This is a genomic window from Microcella alkaliphila, from assembly GCF_002355395.1.
Lineage (GTDB): Bacteria > Actinomycetota > Actinomycetes > Actinomycetales > Microbacteriaceae > Microcella > Microcella alkaliphila_A.
In genome coordinates, this window is the sequence record NZ_AP017315.1 from 2,088,829 (window position 1) to 2,111,400 (window position 22,572).

General features: G+C 69.4%; 16 protein-coding genes and 1 pseudogene. 7 read left to right on the forward strand and 10 right to left on the reverse strand.

Annotated features, from left to right (window positions below; genetic code table 11):
- Window positions 1–30: 30 nt before the first annotated feature.
- From CPY97_RS10280 to CPY97_RS10300, 5 genes are all read left to right on the forward strand, one after another.
- Window positions 31–1,998 carry an alpha-amylase family glycosyl hydrolase gene (locus CPY97_RS10280; protein ID WP_096422458.1) on the forward strand — a complete coding sequence of 656 codons (1,968 nt, stop codon included), beginning with the start codon at window positions 31–33 and terminating at the stop codon, window positions 1,996–1,998.
- Window positions 1,999–2,061: 63 nt separating this feature from the next.
- Window positions 2,062–4,608, forward strand: a complete 2,547-nt coding sequence (gene pepN, locus CPY97_RS10285) for an aminopeptidase N (protein ID WP_096422460.1) — start codon at window positions 2,062–2,064, stop codon at window positions 4,606–4,608.
- A 133-nt stretch (window positions 4,609–4,741) separates the two neighbouring features.
- Window positions 4,742–5,752: a mechanosensitive ion channel family protein gene (locus tag CPY97_RS10290; protein ID WP_096422462.1), complete on the forward strand. Its 1,011-nt coding sequence runs from the start codon at window positions 4,742–4,744 to the stop codon at window positions 5,750–5,752.
- Window positions 5,753–6,166 carry a globin gene (locus tag CPY97_RS10295; RefSeq protein WP_096422464.1) on the forward strand — a complete coding sequence of 138 codons (414 nt, stop codon included), beginning with the start codon at window positions 5,753–5,755 and terminating at the stop codon, window positions 6,164–6,166.
- A gap of 4 nt (window positions 6,167–6,170) precedes the next feature.
- Complete coding sequence (locus CPY97_RS10300) at window positions 6,171–6,767, forward strand: DUF2510 domain-containing protein (RefSeq protein WP_096422466.1); 597 nt, start codon at window positions 6,171–6,173, stop codon at window positions 6,765–6,767.
- On the opposite strand, the gene CPY97_RS10305 is transcribed toward CPY97_RS10300, so the two are convergent.
- The 6 genes from CPY97_RS10305 to CPY97_RS10330 form a co-directional block, all read right to left on the reverse strand.
- On the reverse strand, window positions 6,706–7,659 hold the full coding sequence (locus CPY97_RS10305; RefSeq protein WP_096422468.1) for an SDR family oxidoreductase: 954 nt from the start codon (window positions 7,657–7,659) through the stop codon (window positions 6,706–6,708). The two genes, CPY97_RS10300 and CPY97_RS10305, sit on opposite strands and share 62 nt — an antisense overlap.
- A 62-nt stretch (window positions 7,660–7,721) precedes the next feature.
- Window positions 7,722–8,540, reverse strand: coding sequence for an HpcH/HpaI aldolase/citrate lyase family protein (locus CPY97_RS10310; protein WP_269457850.1), 819 nt, complete (start codon window positions 8,538–8,540; stop codon window positions 7,722–7,724).
- Window positions 8,540–9,019, reverse strand: coding sequence for a MaoC family dehydratase (locus tag CPY97_RS10315; protein ID WP_096422470.1), 480 nt, complete (start codon window positions 9,017–9,019; stop codon window positions 8,540–8,542). Before CPY97_RS10315 ends, CPY97_RS10310 begins: the two co-directional genes overlap by 1 nt.
- Window positions 9,016–10,167, reverse strand: coding sequence for an acyl-CoA dehydrogenase family protein (locus CPY97_RS10320; RefSeq protein WP_096422472.1), 1,152 nt, complete (start codon window positions 10,165–10,167; stop codon window positions 9,016–9,018). Before CPY97_RS10320 ends, CPY97_RS10315 begins: the two co-directional genes overlap by 4 nt.
- The gene (locus CPY97_RS10325; protein ID WP_173826882.1) at window positions 10,164–12,179 is read right to left on the reverse strand and encodes a biotin carboxylase N-terminal domain-containing protein; all 2,016 of its coding nucleotides are present in this window, start codon (window positions 12,177–12,179) and stop codon (window positions 10,164–10,166) included. The genes CPY97_RS10320 and CPY97_RS10325 overlap by 4 nt, the downstream gene beginning before the upstream one ends.
- 5 nt (window positions 12,180–12,184) lie before the next feature.
- A complete protein-coding gene (locus CPY97_RS10330) occupies window positions 12,185–13,768 on the reverse strand; it encodes a carboxyl transferase domain-containing protein (RefSeq protein WP_096422474.1) in 1,584 nt (527 codons plus the stop codon).
- Window positions 13,769–13,878: 110 nt separating this feature from the next.
- On the opposite strand from CPY97_RS10330, the gene CPY97_RS10335 reads away from it, so the two are divergent.
- Window positions 13,879–14,538, forward strand: a complete 660-nt coding sequence (locus CPY97_RS10335) for a TetR/AcrR family transcriptional regulator (protein ID WP_096422476.1) — start codon at window positions 13,879–13,881, stop codon at window positions 14,536–14,538.
- A 137-nt stretch (window positions 14,539–14,675) separates the two neighbouring features.
- On the opposite strand, the gene CPY97_RS10340 is transcribed toward CPY97_RS10335, so the two are convergent.
- From CPY97_RS10340 to CPY97_RS10355, 4 genes and pseudogenes are all read right to left on the reverse strand, one after another.
- On the reverse strand, window positions 14,676–14,861 hold the full coding sequence (locus CPY97_RS10340) for a hypothetical protein (protein WP_096422478.1): 186 nt from the start codon (window positions 14,859–14,861) through the stop codon (window positions 14,676–14,678).
- 44 nt (window positions 14,862–14,905) lie between these two features.
- Window positions 14,906–15,919 (reverse strand): hemolysin family protein, encoded by a 1,014-nt coding sequence (locus CPY97_RS10345; protein WP_231923922.1) that lies wholly within the window; start codon window positions 15,917–15,919, stop codon window positions 14,906–14,908.
- Window positions 15,916–17,057 (reverse strand): annotated as a pseudogene (locus tag CPY97_RS10350) (hemolysin family protein). The gene CPY97_RS10345 and the pseudogene CPY97_RS10350 overlap by 4 nt, the downstream one beginning before the upstream one ends.
- 107 nt (window positions 17,058–17,164) lie before the next feature.
- On the reverse strand, window positions 17,165–18,604 hold the full coding sequence (locus CPY97_RS10355; RefSeq protein ID WP_096422480.1) for a GuaB1 family IMP dehydrogenase-related protein: 1,440 nt from the start codon (window positions 18,602–18,604) through the stop codon (window positions 17,165–17,167).
- A 154-nt stretch (window positions 18,605–18,758) separates the two neighbouring features.
- Here CPY97_RS10355 and CPY97_RS10360 point away from each other — a divergent pair, with 154 nt between their 5' ends.
- On the forward strand, window positions 18,759–22,523 hold the full coding sequence (locus tag CPY97_RS10360) for a multifunctional oxoglutarate decarboxylase/oxoglutarate dehydrogenase thiamine pyrophosphate-binding subunit/dihydrolipoyllysine-residue succinyltransferase subunit (protein WP_096422482.1): 3,765 nt from the start codon (window positions 18,759–18,761) through the stop codon (window positions 22,521–22,523).
- Window positions 22,524–22,572 lie beyond the last annotated feature (49 nt).

The following is a 22,572-nucleotide window of genomic DNA, read 5'->3' on the forward strand; positions in this document are numbered from 1 at the left end:
AGTGCCAGAGGTTATCCACTTGGACAATAGATGAGGCAGGCAATGGAGCATCCTCTCGGTATCGACACGAGCATCCTGGAGACGGCGCGGCGGCCCGAGACCTCCGACGCCGACTGGTCCGCCTTCCGAGCGCGCGCCGAACGCGAGGTTCCGCGACTCGCCGCTCTGTTCGAGCGCGTATACGGCGACGACGCGTCGGTGGCGCGGCACCTCGAGGCGCTGCTCGGCGAGCTCGCCGCGAGCTGGCAGCGGCGCCCCGCCGATCTGAAGGAACTCGATGCGGCCCGCGAGGCGGAACCCACCTGGTTCCAGTCAAATCGGATGCTCGGCGGCGTTGCGTACGTCGACCGGTACGCGGGCGACCTCGAGGGCGTGCGCGCGCGCATCCCGTACTTTCGCGAACTCGGGCTGACGTATCTGCACCTCATGCCCCTGTTCTTGGCGCCCGAGCCGAACAGCGACGGCGGCTACGCGGTGTCGAGCTACCGCGAGGTCAACCCCGCGCTCGGCGACATGGAGCAGTTGACGCAACTCGCCGCCGACCTGCGGGCAAACGGCATCGCCCTCGTCGTCGACTTCATCTTCAATCACACCTCGAACGAGCACGAGTGGGCCCAGCGCGCGCTCGCGGGCGAGAAGGAGTTCGAGGACTACTACTGGATCTTCCCCGACCGCACCATGCCCGATCGGTACGAAGAGACGGTGCGCGAGATCTTCCCCGACGACCACCCCGGCTCGTTCGTGCCCATGCCCGACGGATCGGGACGCTGGGTGTGGGCCACCTTCCACAGTTTTCAGTGGGACCTCAACTACGCGAACCCCGCGGTGTTCCGCGCGATGGCCGGCGAGATGCTCTTCCTTGCCAACCAGGGCATCGACGTGCTGCGCATGGACGCGGTCGCCTTCATCTGGAAAAAGCTCGGCACGAGCTGCGAGTCGCTGCCCGAAGCGCACCTGCTGCTGCAGGCCTTCAACGCCGTGTGCCGCATCGCCGCTCCCGCGCTGATCTTCAAGAGCGAGGCGATCGTGCACCCCGACCAGGTGATCGAGTACATCTCGCCGGGCGAGTGCCAGATCTCGTACAACCCCCTGCAAATGGCGCTCATCTGGAACTCGTTGGCGACGCGGGATGCACGCTTTCTGCAACAGGCGCTCGACCGCCGCCACAATCTGCCCGACGGCACGGCGTGGGTGAACTACGTGCGCAGCCACGACGACATCGGCTGGACCTTCGCCGACGAGGACGCCGCCGAGCTCGGAATCAACGGCTTCGAGCACCGGCGCTTCTTGAACAACTTCTACGTCGGGCGATTCCCCGGCAGCTTCGCCCGCGGCATTCCATTCCAAGACAACCCGAAGACGGGCGACTGCCGCATCAGCGGGGCGACCGCGTCGCTGACGGGGCTCGAGGCGGGTGACCGCGGCGCGATCGACCGCATCGTGCTCGCCCACTCGATCGCCCTGTCGACCGGCGGCCTGCCGTTGATCTACCTGGGCGACGAGGTCGGCCAGACGAACGACTACTCGTACCGCGACGACCCCGGCAAGGCCGACGACAGCCGGTGGTCGGGGCGGCCTTTCTACCCGGCCGAGAAGTATGCGTCGCGGCACGATCCGACGACCGATGCCGGCCGGCTCTACACGATGCTGACGGCCCTTATCGAGCTACGCCGCCGCACCCCCGAGTTCGCGGGGGGCGCGCTCATCGGCTTCGACGCGAAGAACCCGCACGTGCTCGGGTATCAGCGACCGGGCGTGTACGAGGGAATGGCCACGCGCATCCTGTGCTTCGCGAACATGGCCGACCAGCCGCAGACGGTCACGGCGCTGACCCTGTCTGGTCAGCCGCCGACCGGCGTCGACCTGATCACCGGCGAGCGGCGGTCGCTGCGCACGGACCTCACGATTCCCGAACACGGCATCGTCTGGATGCGCGTGGTCGACGACCCGGCGCTTGCCTCGGTGAACGACGGGGCGGCGCTCGGGCCCGCGCACTAGGCTGGGCGGCTGTGCGGCCACGAGCCGCGCCACTCACGTCCGTCGCCGAAGGAGGCCGCAACCGTGCCCGCAGACAACCTCACCCGCGTGGAGGCGAGCGAGCGCTCGTCGCTCGTATCGACCCAGAGCTATCGCGTCGAACTCGACCTGACGACCGGGCCGGAGGTCTTTCGCTCGACGTCGACGGTGACGTTCACGGCGACGCCCGGCGCCTCGACGTTCATCGACGCCATCACGCGCGAGGTGCACGCGGTCACCCTGAACGGGGTGGAGCTCGACCCGGCCGAGGTGGCCGACGGCATTCGCATCCAGCTGCCGAACCTGGCCGCCGAGAACGAGCTGACGGTCGTCGCCGACCACGAGTACACGAACACCGGCGAGGGCCTGCACCGTTTCGTCGACCCCGTTGACGGCGAGGTCTACCTCTACTCGCAGTTCGAGGTACCCGACAGCCGCCGCGTCTTCGCCGTGTTCGAGCAGCCCGACCTCAAGGCCACGTTCACCTTCACCGTGCGCGCGCCGAAGCACTGGAAGGTCGTCTCGAACGGCGTCACCCCCGAACCTACGGTCGAGGGCGACAGCGCGGTCTTCGCCTTCCCCGAGACGCAGCGCATCTCGAGCTACATCACCGCCATCGTGGCCGGCCCGTACCAGAGCGTGCACTCCGAGCTCACCTCCAGCGACGGCCGCACCATTCCGCTCGGCATCTACGCTCGAGCGTCGCTGTTCGAGTACCTCGACGCCGACTACATCTTCGACATCACCCGCAAGGGTTTCGCCTACTTCGAGTCGAAGTTCGACGTGCCATACCCCTTCGAGAAGTACGACCAGCTGTTCGTGCCCGAGTTCAATGCCGGCGCGATGGAGAACGCGGGCTGCGTGACCTTCACCGAGGTCTACGTCTTCCGCTCGAAGGTGACCGACGCCGTGAAGGAGCGCCGCGTCGTCACGATCCTGCACGAACTCGCCCACATGTGGTTCGGCGACCTCGTCACCATGAAGTGGTGGAACGACCTGTGGCTGAACGAGTCGTTCGCCGAGTGGGCCTCGACCATCGCGACCGCCGAGGCCACCGAGTGGACGGAAGCCTGGACGACCTTCCAGGCGATGGAGAAGAGCTGGGCGTACAAGCAGGACCAGCTGCCCTCCACCCACCCGATCGTCGCCGACATTCGCGACCTCGAAGACGTGCAGGTCAACTTCGACGGCATCACCTACGCCAAGGGTGGCAGCGTGCTCAAGCAGCTCGTCGCGTGGGTTGGCGAGGAGGACTTCTTCGCGGGCGTCTCGAACTACTTCAAGAAGCACGCCTGGGGCAACACCGAGCTGGTCGACCTGCTGCGCGAGCTGGAGGCGACGAGCGGCCGCGAGCTGACCGACTGGAGCGCCAAGTGGCTCGAGACGGCCGGCGTCAACACGCTGCGTCCCGAGCTCGAGATCGACGACAACGGGCGGATCACGTCGTTCGCGGTGCTGCAGAGCGCGCACCCCGACTACCCCACGATCCGCCCGCACCGCATGGCGATCGGCTTCTACGAACTCAACGACGGCGCACTCGTGCGCACCCACCGTCACGAGCTCGACGTCGACGGCGAGCGCACCAAGGTCGCTGAGCTTGTGGGCATGACCCGCCCCGCGCTCATCCTGCTGAACGACGACGACCTTGCCTACGCGAAGATTCGCCTGGACGACGCGTCGCTCGAGACCGCCATCGCGCACCTCAAGGCGATTGAGAGCCCCCTCGCGCGCGCCATCGTCTGGGGTGCCGCGTGGGATGCGACGCGCGACGGCGAAACGGCGCCGCGCGACTACGTGCGGCTCGTGCTGAACAACATCGCGAGCGAGACCGAGTCGACGACGATCCGCACGACGCTCATGCAGCTCGCGCAGGTCGCCCGCACCTACGTCGAGCCGTCCACCCGCGAGGAAACGGTCGTCGCCGTCGCCGACGGCCTGTGGCAGCTGGCCGCCGAGGCCGAGCCGGGTAGCGACGCACAGTTCCAGTTCGTGCAGTACTTCGCGAACATGGCCGCGACGCCCGCCCACGTGGCAACCCTCAGCGGGCTGCGCGACGGCACCATCACGCTGCCGGGCCTGGAGGTCGACACCGACCTCGACTGGCTGCTCATCGAAGGCCTCGCCCTGAACGGCGCGATCGGCACGAGCGAGATCGACGCCGCGCTCGAGAAGGACAACACGTCGAACGGTCAGCAGGCCGCGGCGCGCGCCCGGGCCGCCCTGCCCGGAGCCGACGCCAAGCGCGCCGTCTTCGACCAGCTGGTGAACGACGACAGCGTGCCGAACGCGATCGTGCGCATGACGACGATGGGCTGGCAGCACGCCAATGGCCCAACCGGCTTCGCCGAGCTCGTCGACGCGTACTTCGACGCGATCGTGCCGATCTGGGAGTCGCGCACCTACAAGATCGCCGAGTACCTGATTCTCGGCCTGTACCCGGCCGCGCTCGCGAACGAGAACCTCATCGTGAAGACGCGCGCGTGGCTCGAGGCGAACGCCGAGCAGCCCGCGGCCCTGCGTCGCATGGTCAGTGAGAACCTGGCCGGCGTCGAGCGGGCCGTTCAGGCGCAGCGTCGCGACGCGCGCGCGTAACCCGCGCCGAGCATCCGCTCACGATCTCAGCCCCGCGCACTCGCCCATCGGGATGCGCGGGGCTGAGTCGCGTCTGCGCTGACCGCCGGCCGCCTGATCCGAACGCAGAGACCCCGTCGCTAGGCTTGCCGCAATGGACGGTTTCAGTTGGGCAGGGCTCTGGGAGGGCATCGTCACGTTCGTGCAGACGAACGAGGCGGTGTTCCGCATCGCCGGGGTGATCGTCGGCGCGGTCATCCTGCGCTGGGTGCTGCTGATCTCGATTCGACGCGTCGTCGACCGCGTCGTGTCGGGCGTGAAGAAGGCACAGGCGGTCGAACACACCGTCGAGTTGAGCGCGTCGCCGCTGCACGCTGTGCGCGTCGTGCAGCGCACCCGCACGATCGGCAGTGTGTTGCGCAACCTCGTGACGTGGTCGATCGTCGCCGTCACGATCGTGCTGATCTTGAGCGAGCTGAACTTCTCGGTCACGGCCCTCATCGCCTCGGCCGGTGTGCTGGGCGCCGCCCTCGGCTTCGGGGCCCAAAGCCTCGTGAAGGACATGCTGAACGGCCTGTTCATGGTCTTCGAGGACCAACTCGGCGTGGGCGACATCGTCTCGCTGCAGTCGACGCAGGGGCCGGTCGACGGAGTCGTCGAGTCGGTCGGCGTGCGCGTCACGCAGGTGCGCGACGTCGGCGGCACCCTGTGGTTCGTGCGCAATGGCGAGATCGTGACCGTCGGCAACAAGTCGCAGGGCTGGGCGCGCGTCATCATCGACCTTCCGGCTCCGTACACGAGCGATGTCGAGGCGGTCGAGCGCACCATGCTCGAGACCGCTCAGCGACTCGCGGACGACCCGAAGTGGCGCCGCAAGGTGCTCGAAAAGCCCGAGATCTGGGGCATCGAGTCGATCTCAGCCGAGGCGCTCGTCGTGCGCCTCGTCATGAAGGTGCGCGGCCCCGAGCAGTTCGAAGTGGCGCGCGAGCTGCGCCTGCGCCTGAAGCTCGCCCTCGACGAGCTCGGGGTGGCGCTGCCCGCGCTCAACCGCGTCGTCATGGACGGTCTCGACCGTGCCGGCAAGGCAACCGAGCAGAAGCCGAGCACGCGCGGCGGTGCGCCGAAGACGAAGCAGTTGCCCGTCGCATCCGAGAAGGACGCCTAGGTGGCCGACATCACGCTCGGCCCCACCGGCGGGCCCACGGACAGCTTCTTCACGCAGATCGGCGGGCACGCGACCTTTGAACGCCTCGTGCGCCGCTTCTACGAGGGCATCGAGCATGACGAGGTGCTGCGCCCGATGTACCCCGATAACGACATGGACGGCGCGGTGTGGCGCCTGACGGCCTTCCTCGAGCAGTACTGGGGTGGCCCGAGCACGTACAGCGAGCAGCGCGGCCACCCGCGCCTGCGCATGCGGCACATGCCCTTTAAGGTCAACCCGGATGCGCGCGACCGCTGGCTCACGCACATGCGCGCGGCGCTCGACGAACTCGCGCTGCCCCCGATGCACGAGGAGGCCCTGTGGGACTACCTGCAGCGCGCCGCCTACGCCATGGTCAACACGTTCGAGGAGTAACGCGATGACACGACCGACGCAGGCCGGCTGGTACCCCGACCCGAACGGCGAAGCCGCTGAGCGCTGGTGGGACGGGGAAGAGTGGTCGGAGAAGACCCGCCACCGCTACACGGCGCCGGCCTACGAACCCCAGCCCGCCCCGGCGGGAACCTCGCCGACGACCATCTGGATCTGGCTGCTGGCTCTCGCGCCGCTGATCAGCATCTGGTCGGCGCTCACGCTCGACGTGGAGGCCGTGCTGGCCCAGACACTCGCCGCCGTCGAGGTCGACCCAGACGGCACGGTCACCGGCGGGGCACCGGTCACGGCGCCCGCGGCAAACGCCCTCGGCCTCGTGGCCTGGATCGCCGGCATCGGCATCGCCCTGCTCGACTGGCGGGCCCTGCGCGCGCGCCAGATCGACCGCCCGTTTCACTGGGCCTGGGCGATTCTCTGGAGCCTTGTCTACGTGATCGGCCGCTCGATCGTGGCGCGCCGCCGCACCGGCACGGGCCTCACCCCGATGTGGGCGACGATCGCCCTGCAGGCCCTGCTCGTCATCATCGTCTTCTCGATCTCGGTGCAGATCGTGAACGCGACACTGTCGGCTGTTCCGCTGTAGGTAGGGCTGACCCGGCCAAGCGGCCGCTCGGCCCCGCGCTGATCAGCGTGGCGAGCTGCGCGCGGAGATCGCGCGGGCGGCGGCCCAGCAGTTGCTCGAGGTCTGCGCTCACGGCAGCGAGCTCGCCGGCGCGCGTGTTGGCGTCGAGCCCCACAATGAAGCCGGCGGTGGCGTCGTCGAGGCCGGCAGAAGTCAGCTGCGCGCGCTGCTCCTCCGGGTCGAGCGCGTCGTACACGACCTCGCGGCCGAGTAGCTCGCTGAGCGCGCTCGCCAGCTCGAGGTGGTTCCAGGCTTCGGGGCCCGTCAGCTCGTACGTCTGACCCGCATGATCGTCGTCGAGCAGAGCAACGGCGGCCGCCTCGGCGTACTCGTCACGGGTGGCACTCGCGATGCGCCCCTCGCCGGCGCCCGAGGCGACGACGCCCGTCTCGGCGGCGGTCGCGACGTCGGCGGCGAAGTTTTCGATGTACCAGTTGTTGCGCAGAACGGTCACCGCGAGGGAACTGGCAGCGAGCATCCGCTCGGTTTCGGCGTGCTCAGGAGCGAGCAGGTGCTGCGAGTCGAGCGCGTTGACGATCGACGTGTAGACGAGGCGCTGGGCGCCAACGCGCTCGGCTGCGGCAATGACCGCGGCGTGCTGGGCGACGCGCTGGCCGATCTCACTGCCCGAGACGAGCAACACGACGCGGCTGCCCGCCAGGGCGGCATCGATCGATGCCGCGTCGGCATAGTCGACGGCGCGAACGTCGACGCCGCGCTCGCGCAGCCCGTCGAGCTTCTCAACGGCGCGGCCCGCGGCAATCAGCTCGCTTGGCGCGACACCACGGGCGAGCAGGTGATCGATGGCGGCGCGGCCGAGGTGGCCGGTGGCTCCGAGAACGGCAATCGACATGGGAACTCCTTCGCGTGGGGGCGGGACGTCGACAGTAACCCGCCGCCGACCCCGCGCATTCCTCAGTCGGAGGAACGGTGCCGCGCCAGCACCGAGCGGGCGTGGCGCAGCACGGGCTCATCGACCATCTGGCCCTCGAAGCGAAAGACGCCCCGTTCCCCCACCGAGGCGGCGAGCACGCGCTTCGCCCACTCGCGTTGCTCGGGGCTCGGTGCGTACGCGCGCCGGATCGCGGTGACCTGGCTCGGGTGGATGCACGCGGTCGCGACGAATCCGAGGGCTGCGGCATCCGCCGCCTCCTCCGCGAGTCCCGCCTCGTCGGCGATATCGAGGTGCACGGCGTCGATCGTCGCCTTTCCGCGGGCGGCGGCGGCGAGGTGAACGCTGGCGCGCGCGTGCTGGACGACCGCGCGGTACCGGCCGTGCGGATCCCGGCTCGCGGTGCCGCCCATCGATGCGACGAGGTCTTCCGCTCCCCACATGAGGGCAACGAGGCCGTCGACGGCGGCGAGCTCGCCCGCGGCGACAATGCCCGCGGCCGTCTCGCAGAGTGCGATGACGGAGTAGCCGCGAGTGACGAGCTCGGCGAGCGCCGAGGCGTCCTCCGCCTTCGCGACCATCACCGTGCGGTACTCGGTGCCGGCGAGCGCCTCGAGGTCGGCCTCGGCGTCGGCCGTTCCCAGCGGATTGATGCGCGCGATCGTCGTGGCGGGGTCGAGGCGGGAGGCGGCGAGCGCCTCGCGCGCCGAATCCTTTGAATCGGGAGCGACCGCATCCTCAAGATCGAGAATGACGGCGTCGGCGCGCTCGGCCGCCTTCACGTAGCGCTCGGGCCGATCGGCCGGGCAGAACAGCAGCGCGGGCCCCATTGCGAAGGCGATCACCGTGCGGCACCCTCCTGCCAGATGAGCACGGCGCGGCGGGCGACGCCGACGATGTCGCCGTGCTGATTGCGGCCGGTGTGTTCGAGTGTCACGATGCCCTGGCCGGGCCGCGACTCTGACAGGCGCTTCTCGACGACGAGCGTCTCGCTGTAGAGGGTGTCGCCGTGGTGCAGGGGGTGCGGGAAGCGCACGTCGCTGAGGCCCAGGTTCGCGACGATCGTTCCCTGCGTGAGCTGCTGCACCGAGGCGCCGACCATGACGGCGAGCGTCATCATCGAGTTCACGAGCCTCTCACCGAACGGCTGCGTGGCCGACCACGCCGCGTCGAGGTGCAGCGCCTGCGGGTTCATGGTGAGGGTCGAGAACAGCACGTTGTCGGCCTCGGTCATGGTGCGACCCGGCGCGTGCGCGTAGACGGTGCCCACCTCGAACTCGTCGAACCACAGGCCCCGCTGCTCGACGCGGCGGCCGCTCATGCGCTGAGCCCCAGCGTGCGTGCAATGACCATCAGCTGCACCTCCGTCGTGCCCTCGCCCACCTCGAGCACCTTCGAGTCACGGTAGTGCCGGGCGACGGGGTTTTCGTTCATGAAGCCGTAACCGCCGAAAATGTGGCTGGCGTCGCGGGCGTTCGCCATGGCCGCCTCGCTCGAGATGAGCTTCGCCATCGCCGCCTCGGCCTTGAACGGCTTGCCGGCCACGATGCGGTGAGCGGCGTCGTAGGTGGCGAGGCGGGCGGAGTGCACGCGCGACTGCATGCGGGCGATCATGAACGCCACGTGCTGGTTCTCGCCGATCGCGCGGCCGAAGACGACGCGTTCTTTCGCGTAGCGCAGCGCCTCCTCGAGGCAGCCCTGGGCAGCCCCGGTCGCGAGGGCAGCGAAGGCGACGCGGCCCTCGTCGAGGTACTCGAGGAAGTTCGCGTAGCCGCGGCCCCGCTCGCCGAGCAGGTTCGCCTCGGGCACCCGCACGTTGTCGAAGGTGAGCGGGTGGGTGTCGCTCGTGTGCCAGCCAACCTTGTCGTAGGCGGGGTGCACCGTGAAGCCGGGAGTGCCTGTCGGCACGATGATGGCCGAGAGCTCGGGGTTGCCGTCGTCTTTGCGACCCGTGACCGCGGTGACCGTGACGAGGCTCGTGATCTCGGAGCCCGAGTTCGTGATGAACTGCTTCGAGCCGTTGATGACCCACTCGCCGTCGACCACCTCGGCGGTCGTCTGGGTGGCGCGTGCGTCTGAGCCCGCCCCCGCCTCGGTGAGCCCGAAGCCTGCGAGCGCGCGGCCTCTCGCGAGGTCTGGCAACCACTGCTGTTTCTGTTCCTCGGTGCCCTGGCGGAAGATCGGCATCGCCCCGAGGCCGACGCCCGCCACGAGCGTCACGGCGATCGACTGGTCGGCGCGGGCGAGTTGCTCGACGGCGAGGCACAGGTCGACGTAGGTCTTGCCCTGCCCGCCGTACTCTTTCGGGAAGGGCAGCCCGAACAGCCCCATGTCACCCATCTGCCGGATGATGTCGTACGGCAGCTCGCGCTTCGTGTCGTACTCGTACGCGGCGGGGGCGACGACGGTGTCGGCGAACTCGCGCACCTCGTCGCTGAGGTGCTGCTGTTCCGGGGTGAGGTCGATCATGCGGGGTCTCCTTGGTCGCCGTCGGGCCGGGGTTCTGGCTCGTCGGGGTGGATGCGGGCGACGACCTGGTCGAATGCGACCTGGTCGCCCACGGCGACCTCGAGGGTCACCGTGCCGGCGACGGACGCGAGCATGGTGTGCTCCATCTTCATCGCCTCGATCGTGACGAGGGGCTGACCCTCGACGACCGTGTCTGAGGTGGCGGCGCCGAGGGCGACGACGGCGCCGGGCATGGCGGCGCGGATCGTCGGGTCGGCGGCGCCAGGGGTGCGGGTGAGGCCCGCCCGGTGCTCGGCGAGGCGCTCTGCGCGCGTCGGGCGCGCGAGCCGGTGCGTGACGCCGTCGACGTGCATCCAGGTGACGCCTTCGGCGCGCACGATGTGGGCGGTTACGCGTCGTGATTCGTGGGTGACGGTGACGCTGAGCGTCTCGGTGGCGGCGCCGAGAACGCGGATGCTCGGGGCGAGCTGGTCGATGACGGATGCGTCCATCGCGACCTCCTCCCCGTCGATCAGGTAGCGCGGGGCGCGGTGCGGGCCGAGGCGCCAGCCGCTCGGCCGGGTCCAGGCCGACCGCGCGGCCCGCTCGGCGCGGTCGTGTTCGACGAGCGCGGCGATCGTGCGGGCGAGCGCCGGAGTGGCGGGAGCCGCCAGCTCGCTGCGCTCGATGAGCCCCGTGTCGAGGGCGCCCGTCTGCACCTCGGGGACGGCGATCAGTCGGCGCAGGAAGGCGGCGTTCGTCGGCACCCCGAGCACGATGGTCTCGGCGAGCGCCGCATCGAGCCGGGCGAGCGCCGTCGCCCGGTCGGGGCCGCGCGCGATGACCTTGGCGAGCATCGGGTCGTAGTCCGAGCCGACGGCGAGACCGTCGAGGAGCGCGCTGTCGACGCGCACGCCCTGGCCGCGCGCCTCCGCGAGGAAGGCGACGGTGCCGGTCTGCGGGGTGAAGCCGCGTCCGGGGTCTTCGGCGTACAGCCGCGCCTCGACCGCGTGGCCGCTGAGCGCGAGCGGCGGCAGGTCGAGCGGCTTACCCGCCGCGATGCGCAGCTGCTGCTCGACGAGGTCGACGCCCGTCACGAGCTCGGTCACGGGGTGCTCGACCTGCAGGCGCGTGTTCATCTCCATGAAGAAGAACTCGTCGGGTTTCGCATCGGAGACGAGGAACTCGACGGTGCCGGCTCCGCGGTAGTCGACGCTGCGCGCCACCTCGCAGGCGGCCTCGCCGATCGCCGCGCGCGTGGCCTCGTCGAGCAGCGGCGACGGGGCTTCCTCGATGATCTTCTGGTGGCGCCGCTGCAGCGAACACTCCCGTTCCCCCAGGTGCACGACAGTCCCGTGCGCATCGGCGAGCACCTGCACCTCGATGTGGCGGGGGCTCTCGACGAAGCGCTCGATGAGCAGGGTGTCGTCGCCGAACGACGAGCGCGCAACCCGGCGGGAGGCGACGAGCGCATCGGCGAGGTCGTCCCGCTCGCGCACCACGGTCATCCCCTTACCGCCGCCGCCGCCCGACGGCTTGATGATGAGCGGGAACCCCACCTCGTCCGCCGCCTCGATGAGCTGGGCGTCGCTCCAGCCGGCCTCCCCCGCGCCGGGCGTCACCGGGACCCCGCGGGCGGCGACGTGCTCGCGGGCACGAATCTTGTCGCCCATCGCCTCGATCGCGCTCGCGGGCGGGCCGATCAGCGTGACGCCGAGCTCTTCGAGGCGGCGCGCGAAGGCCGTGTTCTCACTGAGGAAGCCGTACCCGGGATGCACGGCCTCGGCCCCCGAGGACAGGACCGCCTGAACCACCCTCTCGATGTCGAGGTAGCTCTCGGCGGCGGGGGCCGGGCCGAGGCGCACCGCGAGGTCCGCCTCGCGCACGTGGCGCGCATCCGCATCGGCGTCGCTGTAGACGGCGACCGAACGGATGTCGAGCGCACGGAGCGTGCGGATCACGCGGCACGCGATCTCGCCGCGGTTCGCGACGAGTACGGTGCCGAACAGGGGCGCGGTCGAGGTGTCGGTCATGCGCGTCACATCCGGAAGAGGCCGAAGCGCGGCTCGGGCAGCGGCGCGCGGCTGACGACGTCGAGGGCGAGGGCGAGCACGTGGCGGGTATCGGCCGGGTCGATGATTCCGTCGTCCCAGAGGCGGGCAGTGGCGTAGTAGGGGTTGCCCTGAGCCTCGTACTGGGCACGGATCGGGGCCTCGAACGCCTCCTGTTCGTCGGCCGGCCAGTCGTCGCCGAGCTGGTCGCGGCGCACGGTCGAGAGCACCTTCGCGGCCTGCTGGCCGCCCATGACCGAGATGCGGGCGTTCGGCCACATCCAGAGGAAGCGCGGCGAGTACGCCCGCCCGCACATCGAGTAATTGCCGGCGCCGAACGAGCCGCCGATCACGATGGTGAGCTTCGGCACACGCGTGGTGGCGACGGCGGTGACCATCTTCGCGCCGTGCTTGGCGATGCCGCCCGCCTCCGCGTCGCGGCCCACCATGAAGCCCGAAATGTTCTGCAGAAACACGAGCGGGATGCCGCGCTGGTCGCACAGCTCGATGAAGTGCGCGCCCTTCATGGCCGACTCGCTAAACAGCACGCCGTTGTTGGCGACGATGCCGACCGGGTGACCCTCGATGCGCGCGAAGGCGGTGACCAGAGTCGTGCCGTAGTCGGGCTTGAACTCGCTGACCGAGCCGGCGTCGACGATGCGGTCGATGACGAGGTGCACGTCGTAGGGCGTCTGCACGTCGGCGGGCACGACGTCGAGCAGGGTCGCCGGGTCGTGGGCCGGCTCGTCGGCGGCGGCACTGACGGCCCACGCGGGCGCGCGCGGCGGCGGCAGGCTCGCGACAATGTCGCGCACGATCTCGAGCGCGTGGGTGTCGTCGTCGGCGAGGTGGTCGACGACGCCGGAGGTGCGCGCGTGCAGCTCGCCGCCGCCGAGCTCTTCGGCGCTGACGACCTCACCGATGGCGGCCTTTACGAGCGGCGGCCCGCCGAGAAAGATGGTGCCCTGCTCGCGCACGATGACGGTCTCGTCGCTCATGGCGGGCACATATGCGCCACCCGCCGTGCACGATCCCATGACGCAGGCAATCTGCGCGATCCCTTCGGCGGATGCGCGTGCCTGGTTGAAGAAGATGCGCCCGAAATGGTCGCGGTCGGGAAACACCTCGTCTTGCAACGGAAGGAAGGCGCCACCCGAGTCGACGAGCGCGATCGCCGGAAGCCGGTTCTCGAGCGCGATCTCTTGCGCGCGCAGGTGCTTCTTCACGGTCAGCGGGAAGTAGGTGCCGCCCTTGACCGTCGCGTCGTTGGCGATGACCATGACGGGCCTGCCGTGCACGAGCCCGATGCCCGTGATCAGCCCGGCGCCGGGAGCCTGCCCGTCGTAGAGGCCATCGGCGGCGAGCGGCGCGATCTCGAGGAAGGGGCTGCCCTCGTCGAGCAGCCGGTCAACCCGCTCGCGCGGCAGCAGCTTGCCGCGCTCCACGTGGCGCTGCCGCGACGACTCGCTGCCGCCGAGCGCCGTCTCAGCGAGCTTCGCGCGCAGCTCGGCGACGAGGTCGGCCATGGATGCGCGCGGCGCCTGGTCGGCAGACGTCTCAGCTGTCGTCATTGACTGCCCATTTCGCTTGTGGCGGCGGGGCCGGTGATTCCGGTCGGTTAGCGGTGACTAACTGACCGAAATGTTAGTCACGACTAACTGGAATGTCTACACTGGCGCACATGAGCATCGTCGTGTCGCGCGAGCAGGCCAAGGCCGAACGCCGCCGCGCCCTGCTCGCCGCCGCCGCCCGGCTGTTCGCCGAGCGCGGCTTCGAGCGCGTGTCACTCGACGACCTCGGCTCCGCCGTGGGCGTCAGCGGCCCCGCCGTCTACCGCCACTTCGCGGGCAAGCAGGCCGTGCTCGCCGCCCTGCTCGTCGACGCGAGCGCCGGCCTCCTCGACGGCGCGCGGGCGGTGCTCGCGGAACGCGACGCGGGCGCGGACGCGGACGCGGACGTGGACGCGGACGGCGAGTTTCCCCGCGACGGCGAGGCGAGCATCCGGGATGCGCGGGCTTCGCTGCGCGCGCTCGTCGCCTTCCACGTCGCCTTCGCCGTCGAGAACCCCGACGTCATTCGCGTGCAGTCAGCCGACCTGGAGAGCCTCGCGGAAACAGACCGGCGCACCGTGCGGGGGCTGCAGCGGCAGTACGTCGAGCTGTGGGTCGACGTGCTCGAGGCGCTCCACCCCAACGACGCCCGGCCGCTCTTGCGCACCCGCGCCCACGCCGCCTTCGGCCTCATGAACTCGACGCCGCACAGCGCCCGCGGGGCCGCGCGCGACACCCGCGCGGTGCTGGCCGCGATGGCCGAAGCCGCCCTCAGCCCGGTGTCCGTCTAGTCCCGAGCGCACCTGCACGTCACTTCCGCAACACTGAGCGAAAGGTGCAAACCCGCACGTTCGAACGCGCGGTGTTGCACCAAACCTGTGGTGTTCCGATCGCGCGGGACGCGAGACGCACGGCGCTCGGCGAGCCCTTAGTCGCCGTCGGCACCGTCGAGAGTGGACAGCCCCGCGCCCGACTCCGCCTCAGAGGGCTCCGGCGCGGCGATGAGCGTCACCGATTCGGCATGAACCGCCCCGCCCGCTGGCAACTGCGCCTCGCGGAGAGCCCGATCAATCGCCGCCGCCAGTTCGGCGGTCGTGTCGTTGTGCTCGGTCATGACGTCACGCTACGCCTCCCCCGGCGGCGGCGCCAGGGCGCCGCTCAGCCGAAGTGGCGGCGGCGAGTGGCGTCCTGTACCTCGCCGACGAGCTCTTCGAGGATGTCTTCGAGGAAGAGCACGCCGACGGTCTGCCCCTCAGCGTCGACCGAGCGCGCGAGATGCGAGCCGGAGCGGCGCATGAGGGCGAGCGCGTCTTCGAGCTCGGCGCTCGCGAGAATCGACACGAGTCGGCGAATGCGCTTCGGCGGCACGGGATCGTCGAACTCGTCCTCGGGCAGGTCGATGATGTCCTTCAGGTGCAGGTAGCCGGTCGGCTCGCCGGCCTCGTCGACGAGCGGGTAGCGGCTGAAGCCGCGCTGGGCGACGCCGCGTTCGACGTCGAGGGCCGACGCGTCCTCCGGCAGGGTGACCAGAGCATCCATGGGGACGCCGAGCGTGCCCGTCGCGTCGGTGAGCAGGCCTTCACGGGTTGACTGCTTCACGATCGTCGCCACCTCGTCGAGCGTGTAGGTGCTGGTCGCCTCGTCTTTCGGCTCGACGCCGCACAGGCGCAGGATGCCGTTGGCGATCGCGTTGAGGCTCCAGATGACGGGGGCGAAGATGCGGGCGACGGTCACGAGCGGCGGAGCGAGAATGAGCACGGCCCGGGTCGGCAGCGAGAACGACAGGTTCTTCGGCACCATTTCGCCGAGCACGACGTGCAGGAACGACACGATCAGCAGGGCGATGATGAACGCGATCGTTGATACGACCTCGGGCGGAAGGCCGGTCAGACTGATCGGAATCTCCAGGATGTGGTGGATCGCCGGTTCGGACACGTTCAAGATCAGCAGCGAGCAGACCGTGATGCCGAGCTGGCTCGTCGCGAGCATGAGGGTCGCGCGTTCCATCGCCCAGAGCGCGGTCTTCGCGGCTCGGGAGCCCGCCTCGGCGCGCGGCTCGATCTGCGAGCGCTTGGCTGAGATGACCGCGAACTCGGCGCCCACGAAGAAGGCGTTGCCCGCGAGGAGCACGACGAGCCAGACGAGGCCCCACCAGTCCGCTGACGTGATCACAAGGCGCCTCCCGCCGACGGGGCGTCCACCGCGACCGGTGTGAAGCGCACGCGGTCGATGCGGCGACCGTCGAGCCGTTCGACGCGGAATACGCCGGCGTCGATCTGCACGGTGTCGCCGACGCGCGGCAGGCGACCCAGTTCGGCCATGAGCCAGCCGGCTACCGTCTCCCAGGGACCGTCCTCGGGCACGGTCACGCCAGCGCGGTCGGCCAGCTCGTCGGGGCGCAGGATGCCCGGAAACGTCAGCCAGTCACGGGCGCGAACGACGTCCACGACCGCCCGATCGTGTTCGTCGGCGACCTCACCGACGAGCTCCTCGACGAGATCCTCGACGAGATCCTCGAGCGTCGCGACGCCGGCCGTGCCGCCGTACTCTTCGAACGACTCACCGACGACGGGGAAGCGCGAGTGGCCGGTACGCCGCGCCAGCTCGATGATGTCGACCGCGCTGTCGCCACGCTCGACGCTCTCGATGCGCGGGCGCGGCGTCATGACGTCTTGTGCTGTCAACTGCGAAAAGGCAAGGGTGCGCGACAAGAGCGTCGCCGTGCCCGCCTCGAGCAGGCCGTGCTGCGCCGAGCGGCGCACGAGCGACGACAACTCTTCGGCGGTGCGGGCACCACTCAGCCCTTCCTTCGGGTCGATGCCCATCGCCCGCAGGATGCGGTTCGCCGTGCCGTTGAGCACGCGGATCGCGGGACGGAAAACGGTCGTGAACAGCCACTGGAACGGGATGACGACCTTCGCCGTCTGTCGCGGCAGCGCGAGCGCGAAGTTCTTCGGCACCAATTCGCCGACGATCATCGACAGCAGCGTCGCGATGACGATCGCGGTGACCGACCCGACGGGGCGCACGGCGCCCTCGGGAACGCCGATCGCGAGCAGGGGGCCTGCGAGCAGCCGCGAAATGGCCGGCTCCATCGTGTAGCCGGTCAGGAGTGTGGTCAGCGTGATGCCGAGCTGCGCGCTCGACAGGTGCGTCGAGGTGACCTGAGCGCGGCGATCGTCATGCCCAGCCGGGTCTCGCCCCGCTCGCGGCGAGCCTCCAGCTCAGACCGGTCGAGGTTGACGAGCGCGAACTCGCTCGCGACGAACAGGCCGGTACCGATGGTCAGCACGACCCCGATGCCGAGCAGAAGCCATTCGCCGCCGAGTAACTCAGCGCCCACGGGTGTCCCTCAGTACGTCGAGGGTGGCGGTAGACGGAGGCTCCATGGTGCTGATGAGCATAGGTGTGCTCGAGCTACCAGGAGACGGGCAACGCCTTGCCCTCTTCGTAGCCGGCCGCCGACTGCACGCCCACCACCGCGCGCTCGTGGAACTCGGGCAGCGTCGCGGCACCCGCGTAGGTCATCGAGCTGCGCAGCCCCGAGGTGATCATGTCGAGCAGGTCGTCGAGGCTCGGGCGCTGCGGGTCGAGGTAGATGCGTGACGACGAAATACCCTCGGCAAACAGCGTCTTCTTCGCGCGCTCGAACGCGTCGAGGCGTCGGAAGCGCTGCTCGACCGCCTTCGTCGACGCCATACCCCACGAACTCTTGAACCAGCGACCACTCTCATCGCTTTCGATCTCGCCGGGCGCCTCAAGGGTGCCGGCGAACCACGAGCCGATCATGACGGCGGATGCACCGGCGGCGAGCGCGAGGGCCACGTCCCGCGGGTAGCGCACTCCCCCGTCAGCCCAGACGCGCGCCCCCAGCTCGCGCGCGGCCGCCGCCGTTTCGAGCACGGCCGAGAACTGAGGTCGCCCGACGGCGGTCATCATGCGCGTCGTGCACATGGCGCCCGGCCCCACCCCGACCTTGAGGATGTTTGCCCCGGCCTCCACGAGGTCGCGCACCGCGTCGGCCGTCACGATGTTGCCGGCGACGATCGGCACCCCGAGGTCGCGGGCGGAGACCGCACGCAGTGCGCTCAGCATCTGCTCCTGGTGGCCGTGAGCCGTGTCGAGCACGAGAACGTCGACGCCGGCCTGCACGAGGGCGGCGGCCCGCTCGGCGGGGTCACCATTCACCCCGACTGCCGCGGCGACACGCAAACGGCCGTGAGCATCCACCGCCGGCGTGTACAGCGTCGCCCGCACGGCGCTGCGCGCACTCAGCGAGCCGACGATGCGCCCGTGGTGGCGCACGGCGACCGCGTCAGCGCCGGCCGCATCGATCAGGTCGAAGGCGGTGCGCGCATCCGTGACGTCTTCGTCGTCGATCGACGGGACGGGGTCGCCGACGAGATCGCCGATGACAGCGTCCGGCAAGGCGTGCCGCAGGCGCGCAGCCGGGATGCACGTGGTCGGCTCGCCGTCGGAATCGACGATCGTGACGAGGGCCCCCTCCGTGTCGGGCACGCGCCGTCGGGCCTCGGCGACCGACGTCTCACGGGTCACGGTGATAAGCGGGTCGAGCATCGTGGGCGCGGCCTTGACCTCGCGGATGGCGGCGTCGAGCTCCTGCAGCGGAAGGTCCTGCGGCAGCACGCCGAGGCCGCCACGACGGGCGAGGGCTGCGGCGAGACGCGAGCCGGTGACCGACGTCATGTTGGCCGCGACGATCGGAGTCTTCAGCCCGGCCGGGTCGTCCACAGTGAGGTCGACGCTGAGCCGGCTGCCGGCAGCCGAACGCTGCGGCGTCAAGAAGACGTCGGAGTAGGTCAGGTCATGGACGGGGGTCTCGTTCGCAAAGCGCACGCGTCAACGGTACAAGCCCGCGGATGCGCGCCCACAGCCCCAGCGGCATCGAGCGTTTGCTCCGGCGCAAGGCGTTACGCTTGAGCGGTGCCGCCATCGTCGGCGGCGCGTCGAGAATTAACCCTCCAGCAGAAGCGAAAGTGGGCGGTCGGCTGTGTCAAGCCACGTGTCCGGTACGGGTGCCGAGGGCGGCGCCTCCGGTGAGTTCGGTGCTAACGAATGGCTCGTCGATGAGCTGTACGAGCAGTACCGCGAGAACAAAGAGTCGGTCGACCCCTCGTGGTGGCCGATCCTCGAAAAGTACGAGCAGTCGTCCACCGAGCGCGCGACCGCGAGCGCCCCGACCGCTGTCGCGGTTGCGGAGGCCACACCGGTGACAGCCACCACGGTCACCGGCGACGACCCCACGACGGCGCTGCCCAGCGCGTCGACGGGCGGCTCGGTCAGCATCGGCTCGGCGCCCGTGACGGGCAGCCAGCCGATCGCGAAGACGACGGCGCGTGCCCCGCAGCCGCAGCCGATTCCCGCGCAGGCCCCCGCGACGGCGCCCGCCCCCGTCGTCGACGAGGAGGCGGCCGAGAAGCAGGACGAGGTCACAGCCCTGCGCGGCATGGCGAAGACGCTGGCGACGAACATGGATGCGTCGCTCACGGTTCCGACGGCAACCAGCGTTCGCACGATCCCCGCCAAGCTGATGATCGACAACCGCATCGTCATCAACAACCACCTGAAGCGTGCCCGCGGCGGCAAGGTGTCATTCACCCACCTGATCGCGTGGGCCATGGTGCGGGCACTGCGCGAGTTCCCGAGCCAGAACGTCTATTACGACGAGCACGACGGCAAGCCGGTGGTCGTGACGCCGGCCCACATCAACCTCGGCATCGCGATCGATATCCCGAAGCCCGACGGCACGCGGGCCCTGCTGGTTCCCGGCATCAAGAAGACCGAGTCGATGACGTTCGGCGAGTTCCACGCCGCCTACGAAGACGTCGTCAAGCGCGCCCGTGACAACAAGCTCGCCGCCGCCGACTTCCAGGGCAACACGATCTCGCTCACGAACCCGGGCGGCATCGGCACCGTGCACTCGGTGCCGCGCCTCATGAAGGGCCAGGGCGCCATCATCGGCGCGGGCGCTCTCGAGTACCCCGCCGAGTTCCAGGGCATGTCGCAGGCGACTCTCGCCGAGCTGGGTGTCGGCAAGACGATCACGCTGACGAGCACCTACGACCACCGCGTCATCCAGGGCGCCGGCAGCGGCGAGTTCCTGAAGAAGGTGCACGAGCTGCTGATCGGTCAGCGCGATTTCTACGAAGAGATCTTCGCCGACCTGCGCATCCCGTACGACCCGATTCACTGGGCGCAAGACATTCACGTTGACCTCGCCGACGAGGTCAACAAGACGGCGCGCGTTCACGAGCTGATCAACTCGTTCCGGGTGCGCGGGCACATGATGGCCGACGTCGACCCGCTCGCCTACCAGCAGCGCAGCCACCCCGACCTCGACATCTCGAGCCACGGCCTCACCTTCTGGGACCTCGACCGCGAGTTCGTCACCGGCGGCTTCGGGGGCAAGCGCACGATGTTGCTGCGCGAGATTCTCGGTGTGCTGCGCGACACGTACTGCCGCACGGTGGGCATCGAGTACATGCACATCCAAGACCCCGAGCAGCGACGCTGGTTCCAGACGCGGCTCGAGAAGCCGTACCAGAAGCCGACGCACGATGAGCAGATACGCATCCTGGGCAAGCTCAACCAGGCCGAGGCGTTCGAAACCTTCCTGCAGACGAAGTACGTCGGCCAGAAGCGCTTCAGCCTCGAGGGTGGCGAGTCGCTGATTCCGCTGCTTGACGAGGTCGTGCAGCAGGCTGCCGACAATGAGCTCGACGAGGTCGCCATCGGCATGGCGCACCGCGGTCGCCTCAACGTGCTCGCCAACATCGCGGGCAAGACCTACGGCCAGATCTTCCGCGAGTTCGAGGGCACGCAAGATCCCCGCAACGTGCAGGGCTCGGGTGACGTCAAGTACCACCTCGGTACGCAGGGCACCTTCACGTCAGCGAGCGGCAAAGAGATCGAGGTGTACCTCGCCGCGAACCCCTCGCACCTTGAGGCGGTCAATGGCGTGCTCGAGGGCATCGTCCGGGCGAAGCAAGACCGCAAGGGCGACGGCAAGTTCGGCACGCTGCCCGTGCTGGTACACGGCGACGCGGCCATGGCCGGTCAGGGTGTTGTCGTCGAGACCCTGCAGCTGTCGCAACTGCGCGGCTACCGCACCGGCGGCACCGTTCACGTCGTCGTCAACAACCAGGTGGGCTTCACCACGCCCCCCGGTGAGGCTCGGTCGTCGATTTACTCGACCGACGTCGCGAAGACCATCCAGGCTCCGATCTTTCACGTGAACGGCGACGACCCCGAAGCGGTCGTGCGCGTCGCCGAGATCGCGTTCGCCTACCGCCAAGAGTTCAAGCGCGACGTGATCATCGACCTCGTGTGCTACCGTCGCCGCGGCCACAACGAGGGCGACGACCCGTCGATGACGCAACCGCTCATGTACAACCTCATCGAGGCCAAGCGCAGCGTTCGCACCCTCTACACGGAGGCGCTCGTCGGTCGTGGCGACATCACCGAAGAAGAGTTCGAGAACGCCCACAAAGACTTCCAAGAGCGCATGGAGGTCGCCTTCGCCGAGACACACGCGGCGCAGACCGGTGCGATTCCTGTCGTCGGCGGTGACGCATCCGTCGATGAGGGATCGGGTGAGCCGGAGAGCACCGGCGTCGACGTCAGCGTGGTGCAGCACATCGGCGACGCTCACGACAACCCGCCCGCCGGGTTCACCGTGCACACCAAGCTGCAGGCGATGCTGAAGAAGCGCGTCGAGATGAGCCGCAACGGCGGCATCGACTGGGGCTTCGGCGAACTGCTCGCGCTCGGCTCGCTGCTCATGGAGGGCACGCCCGTCCGCATGGCGGGCCAAGACTCCCGTCGCGGCACCTTCGTGCAGCGGCACGCCGTGCTGCACGATCGCGCCAACGGCCAGGAGTGGCTGCCGCTCGCGAACCTCAGCGAGAACCAGGCGAAGTTCTGGATCTACGACTCACTGCTGAGCGAGTACGCGGCCATGGGCTTCGAGTACGGCTACTCGGTCGAGCGACCCGACGCTCTCGTTCTCTGGGAGGCCCAGTTCGGCGACTTCGCCAACGGCGCCCAGACGATCATCGACGAGTTCATCTCGTCGGCCGAGCAGAAGTGGGGTCAGCGCTCGAGCGTCGTACTGCTGCTTCCGCACGGCTACGAGGGCCAGGGACCGGACCACTCGTCGGCCCGCATCGAGCGCTTCCTGCAGCTGTCAGCGGAAGACAACATGACGATCGCCCGGCCCTCGACGCCGGCGTCGTACTTCCACCTGTTGCGCCGTCAGGCCTACGCGCGCCCGCGCCGCCCGCTCGTCGTCTTCACCCCGAAGGCGATGCTGCGCCTGCGCGGAGCGACGAGCGATGTGGCCGACTTCACGCAGGGCCGCTTCGAGCCGGTGATCGACGATGCGACGGTGACCGACCCGCAGGCCGTCCGGCGCGTGCTGTTCCACTCGGGCAAGATCCACTACGACCTGAAGAGCGAGATCGCCAAGCGCGACACGCAGGGCGTGGCGCTGGTGCGCCTCGAGCAGTTCCACCCGCTGCCGGCCGAGCAGATCGCGGCGGTCATCGACCGCTACCCGAACGCCGAGCTGGTCTGGGTGCAGGACGAGCCCGAGAACCAGGGCGCGTGGCCGTTCTTCACGATCGAGCTCGCGAAGCGCGGCATGAAGCGCGTGCGCGTCGTCTCGCGCCCGGCCTCCGCGTCGCCCGCGACCGGCTCGTCGAAGCGCAGCGCGGAAGAGCACGCCGCCATCATGGACGCGGCGCTCAGCGACTAGTCGCAAACGCGAACGGTCCGTGGATGCTCGGCCGAGCATCCACGGACCG

Bases quoted from the DNA above. Each gene is read 5' to 3' on its own strand.
- CPY97_RS10340 (WP_096422478.1), bottom strand. From the start codon at position 14,861: ATGACCGAGCACAACGACACGACCGCCGAACTGGCGGCGGCGATTGAT.
- CPY97_RS10325 (WP_173826882.1), bottom strand. From the start codon at position 12,179: ATGACCGACACCTCGACCGCGCCCCTGTTCGGCACCGTACTCGTCGCG.
- CPY97_RS10320 (WP_096422472.1), bottom strand. From the start codon at position 10,167: ATGATCGACCTCACCCCGGAACAGCAGCACCTCAGCGACGAGGTGCGC.
- CPY97_RS10305 (WP_096422468.1), bottom strand. From the start codon at position 7,659: ATGTCGATTGCCGTTCTCGGAGCCACCGGCCACCTCGGCCGCGCCGCC.
- CPY97_RS10300 (WP_096422466.1), top strand. From the start codon at position 6,171: ATGACACGACCGACGCAGGCCGGCTGGTACCCCGACCCGAACGGCGAA.
- CPY97_RS10335 (WP_096422476.1), top strand. From the start codon at position 13,879: ATGAGCATCGTCGTGTCGCGCGAGCAGGCCAAGGCCGAACGCCGCCGC.
- CPY97_RS10280 (WP_096422458.1), top strand. From the start codon at position 31: ATGAGGCAGGCAATGGAGCATCCTCTCGGTATCGACACGAGCATCCTG.
- CPY97_RS10330 (WP_096422474.1), bottom strand. From the start codon at position 13,768: ATGACGACAGCTGAGACGTCTGCCGACCAGGCGCCGCGCGCATCCATG.
- CPY97_RS10290 (WP_096422462.1), top strand. From the start codon at position 4,742: ATGGACGGTTTCAGTTGGGCAGGGCTCTGGGAGGGCATCGTCACGTTC.
- CPY97_RS10315 (WP_096422470.1), bottom strand. From the start codon at position 9,019: ATGAGCGGCCGCCGCGTCGAGCAGCGGGGCCTGTGGTTCGACGAGTTC.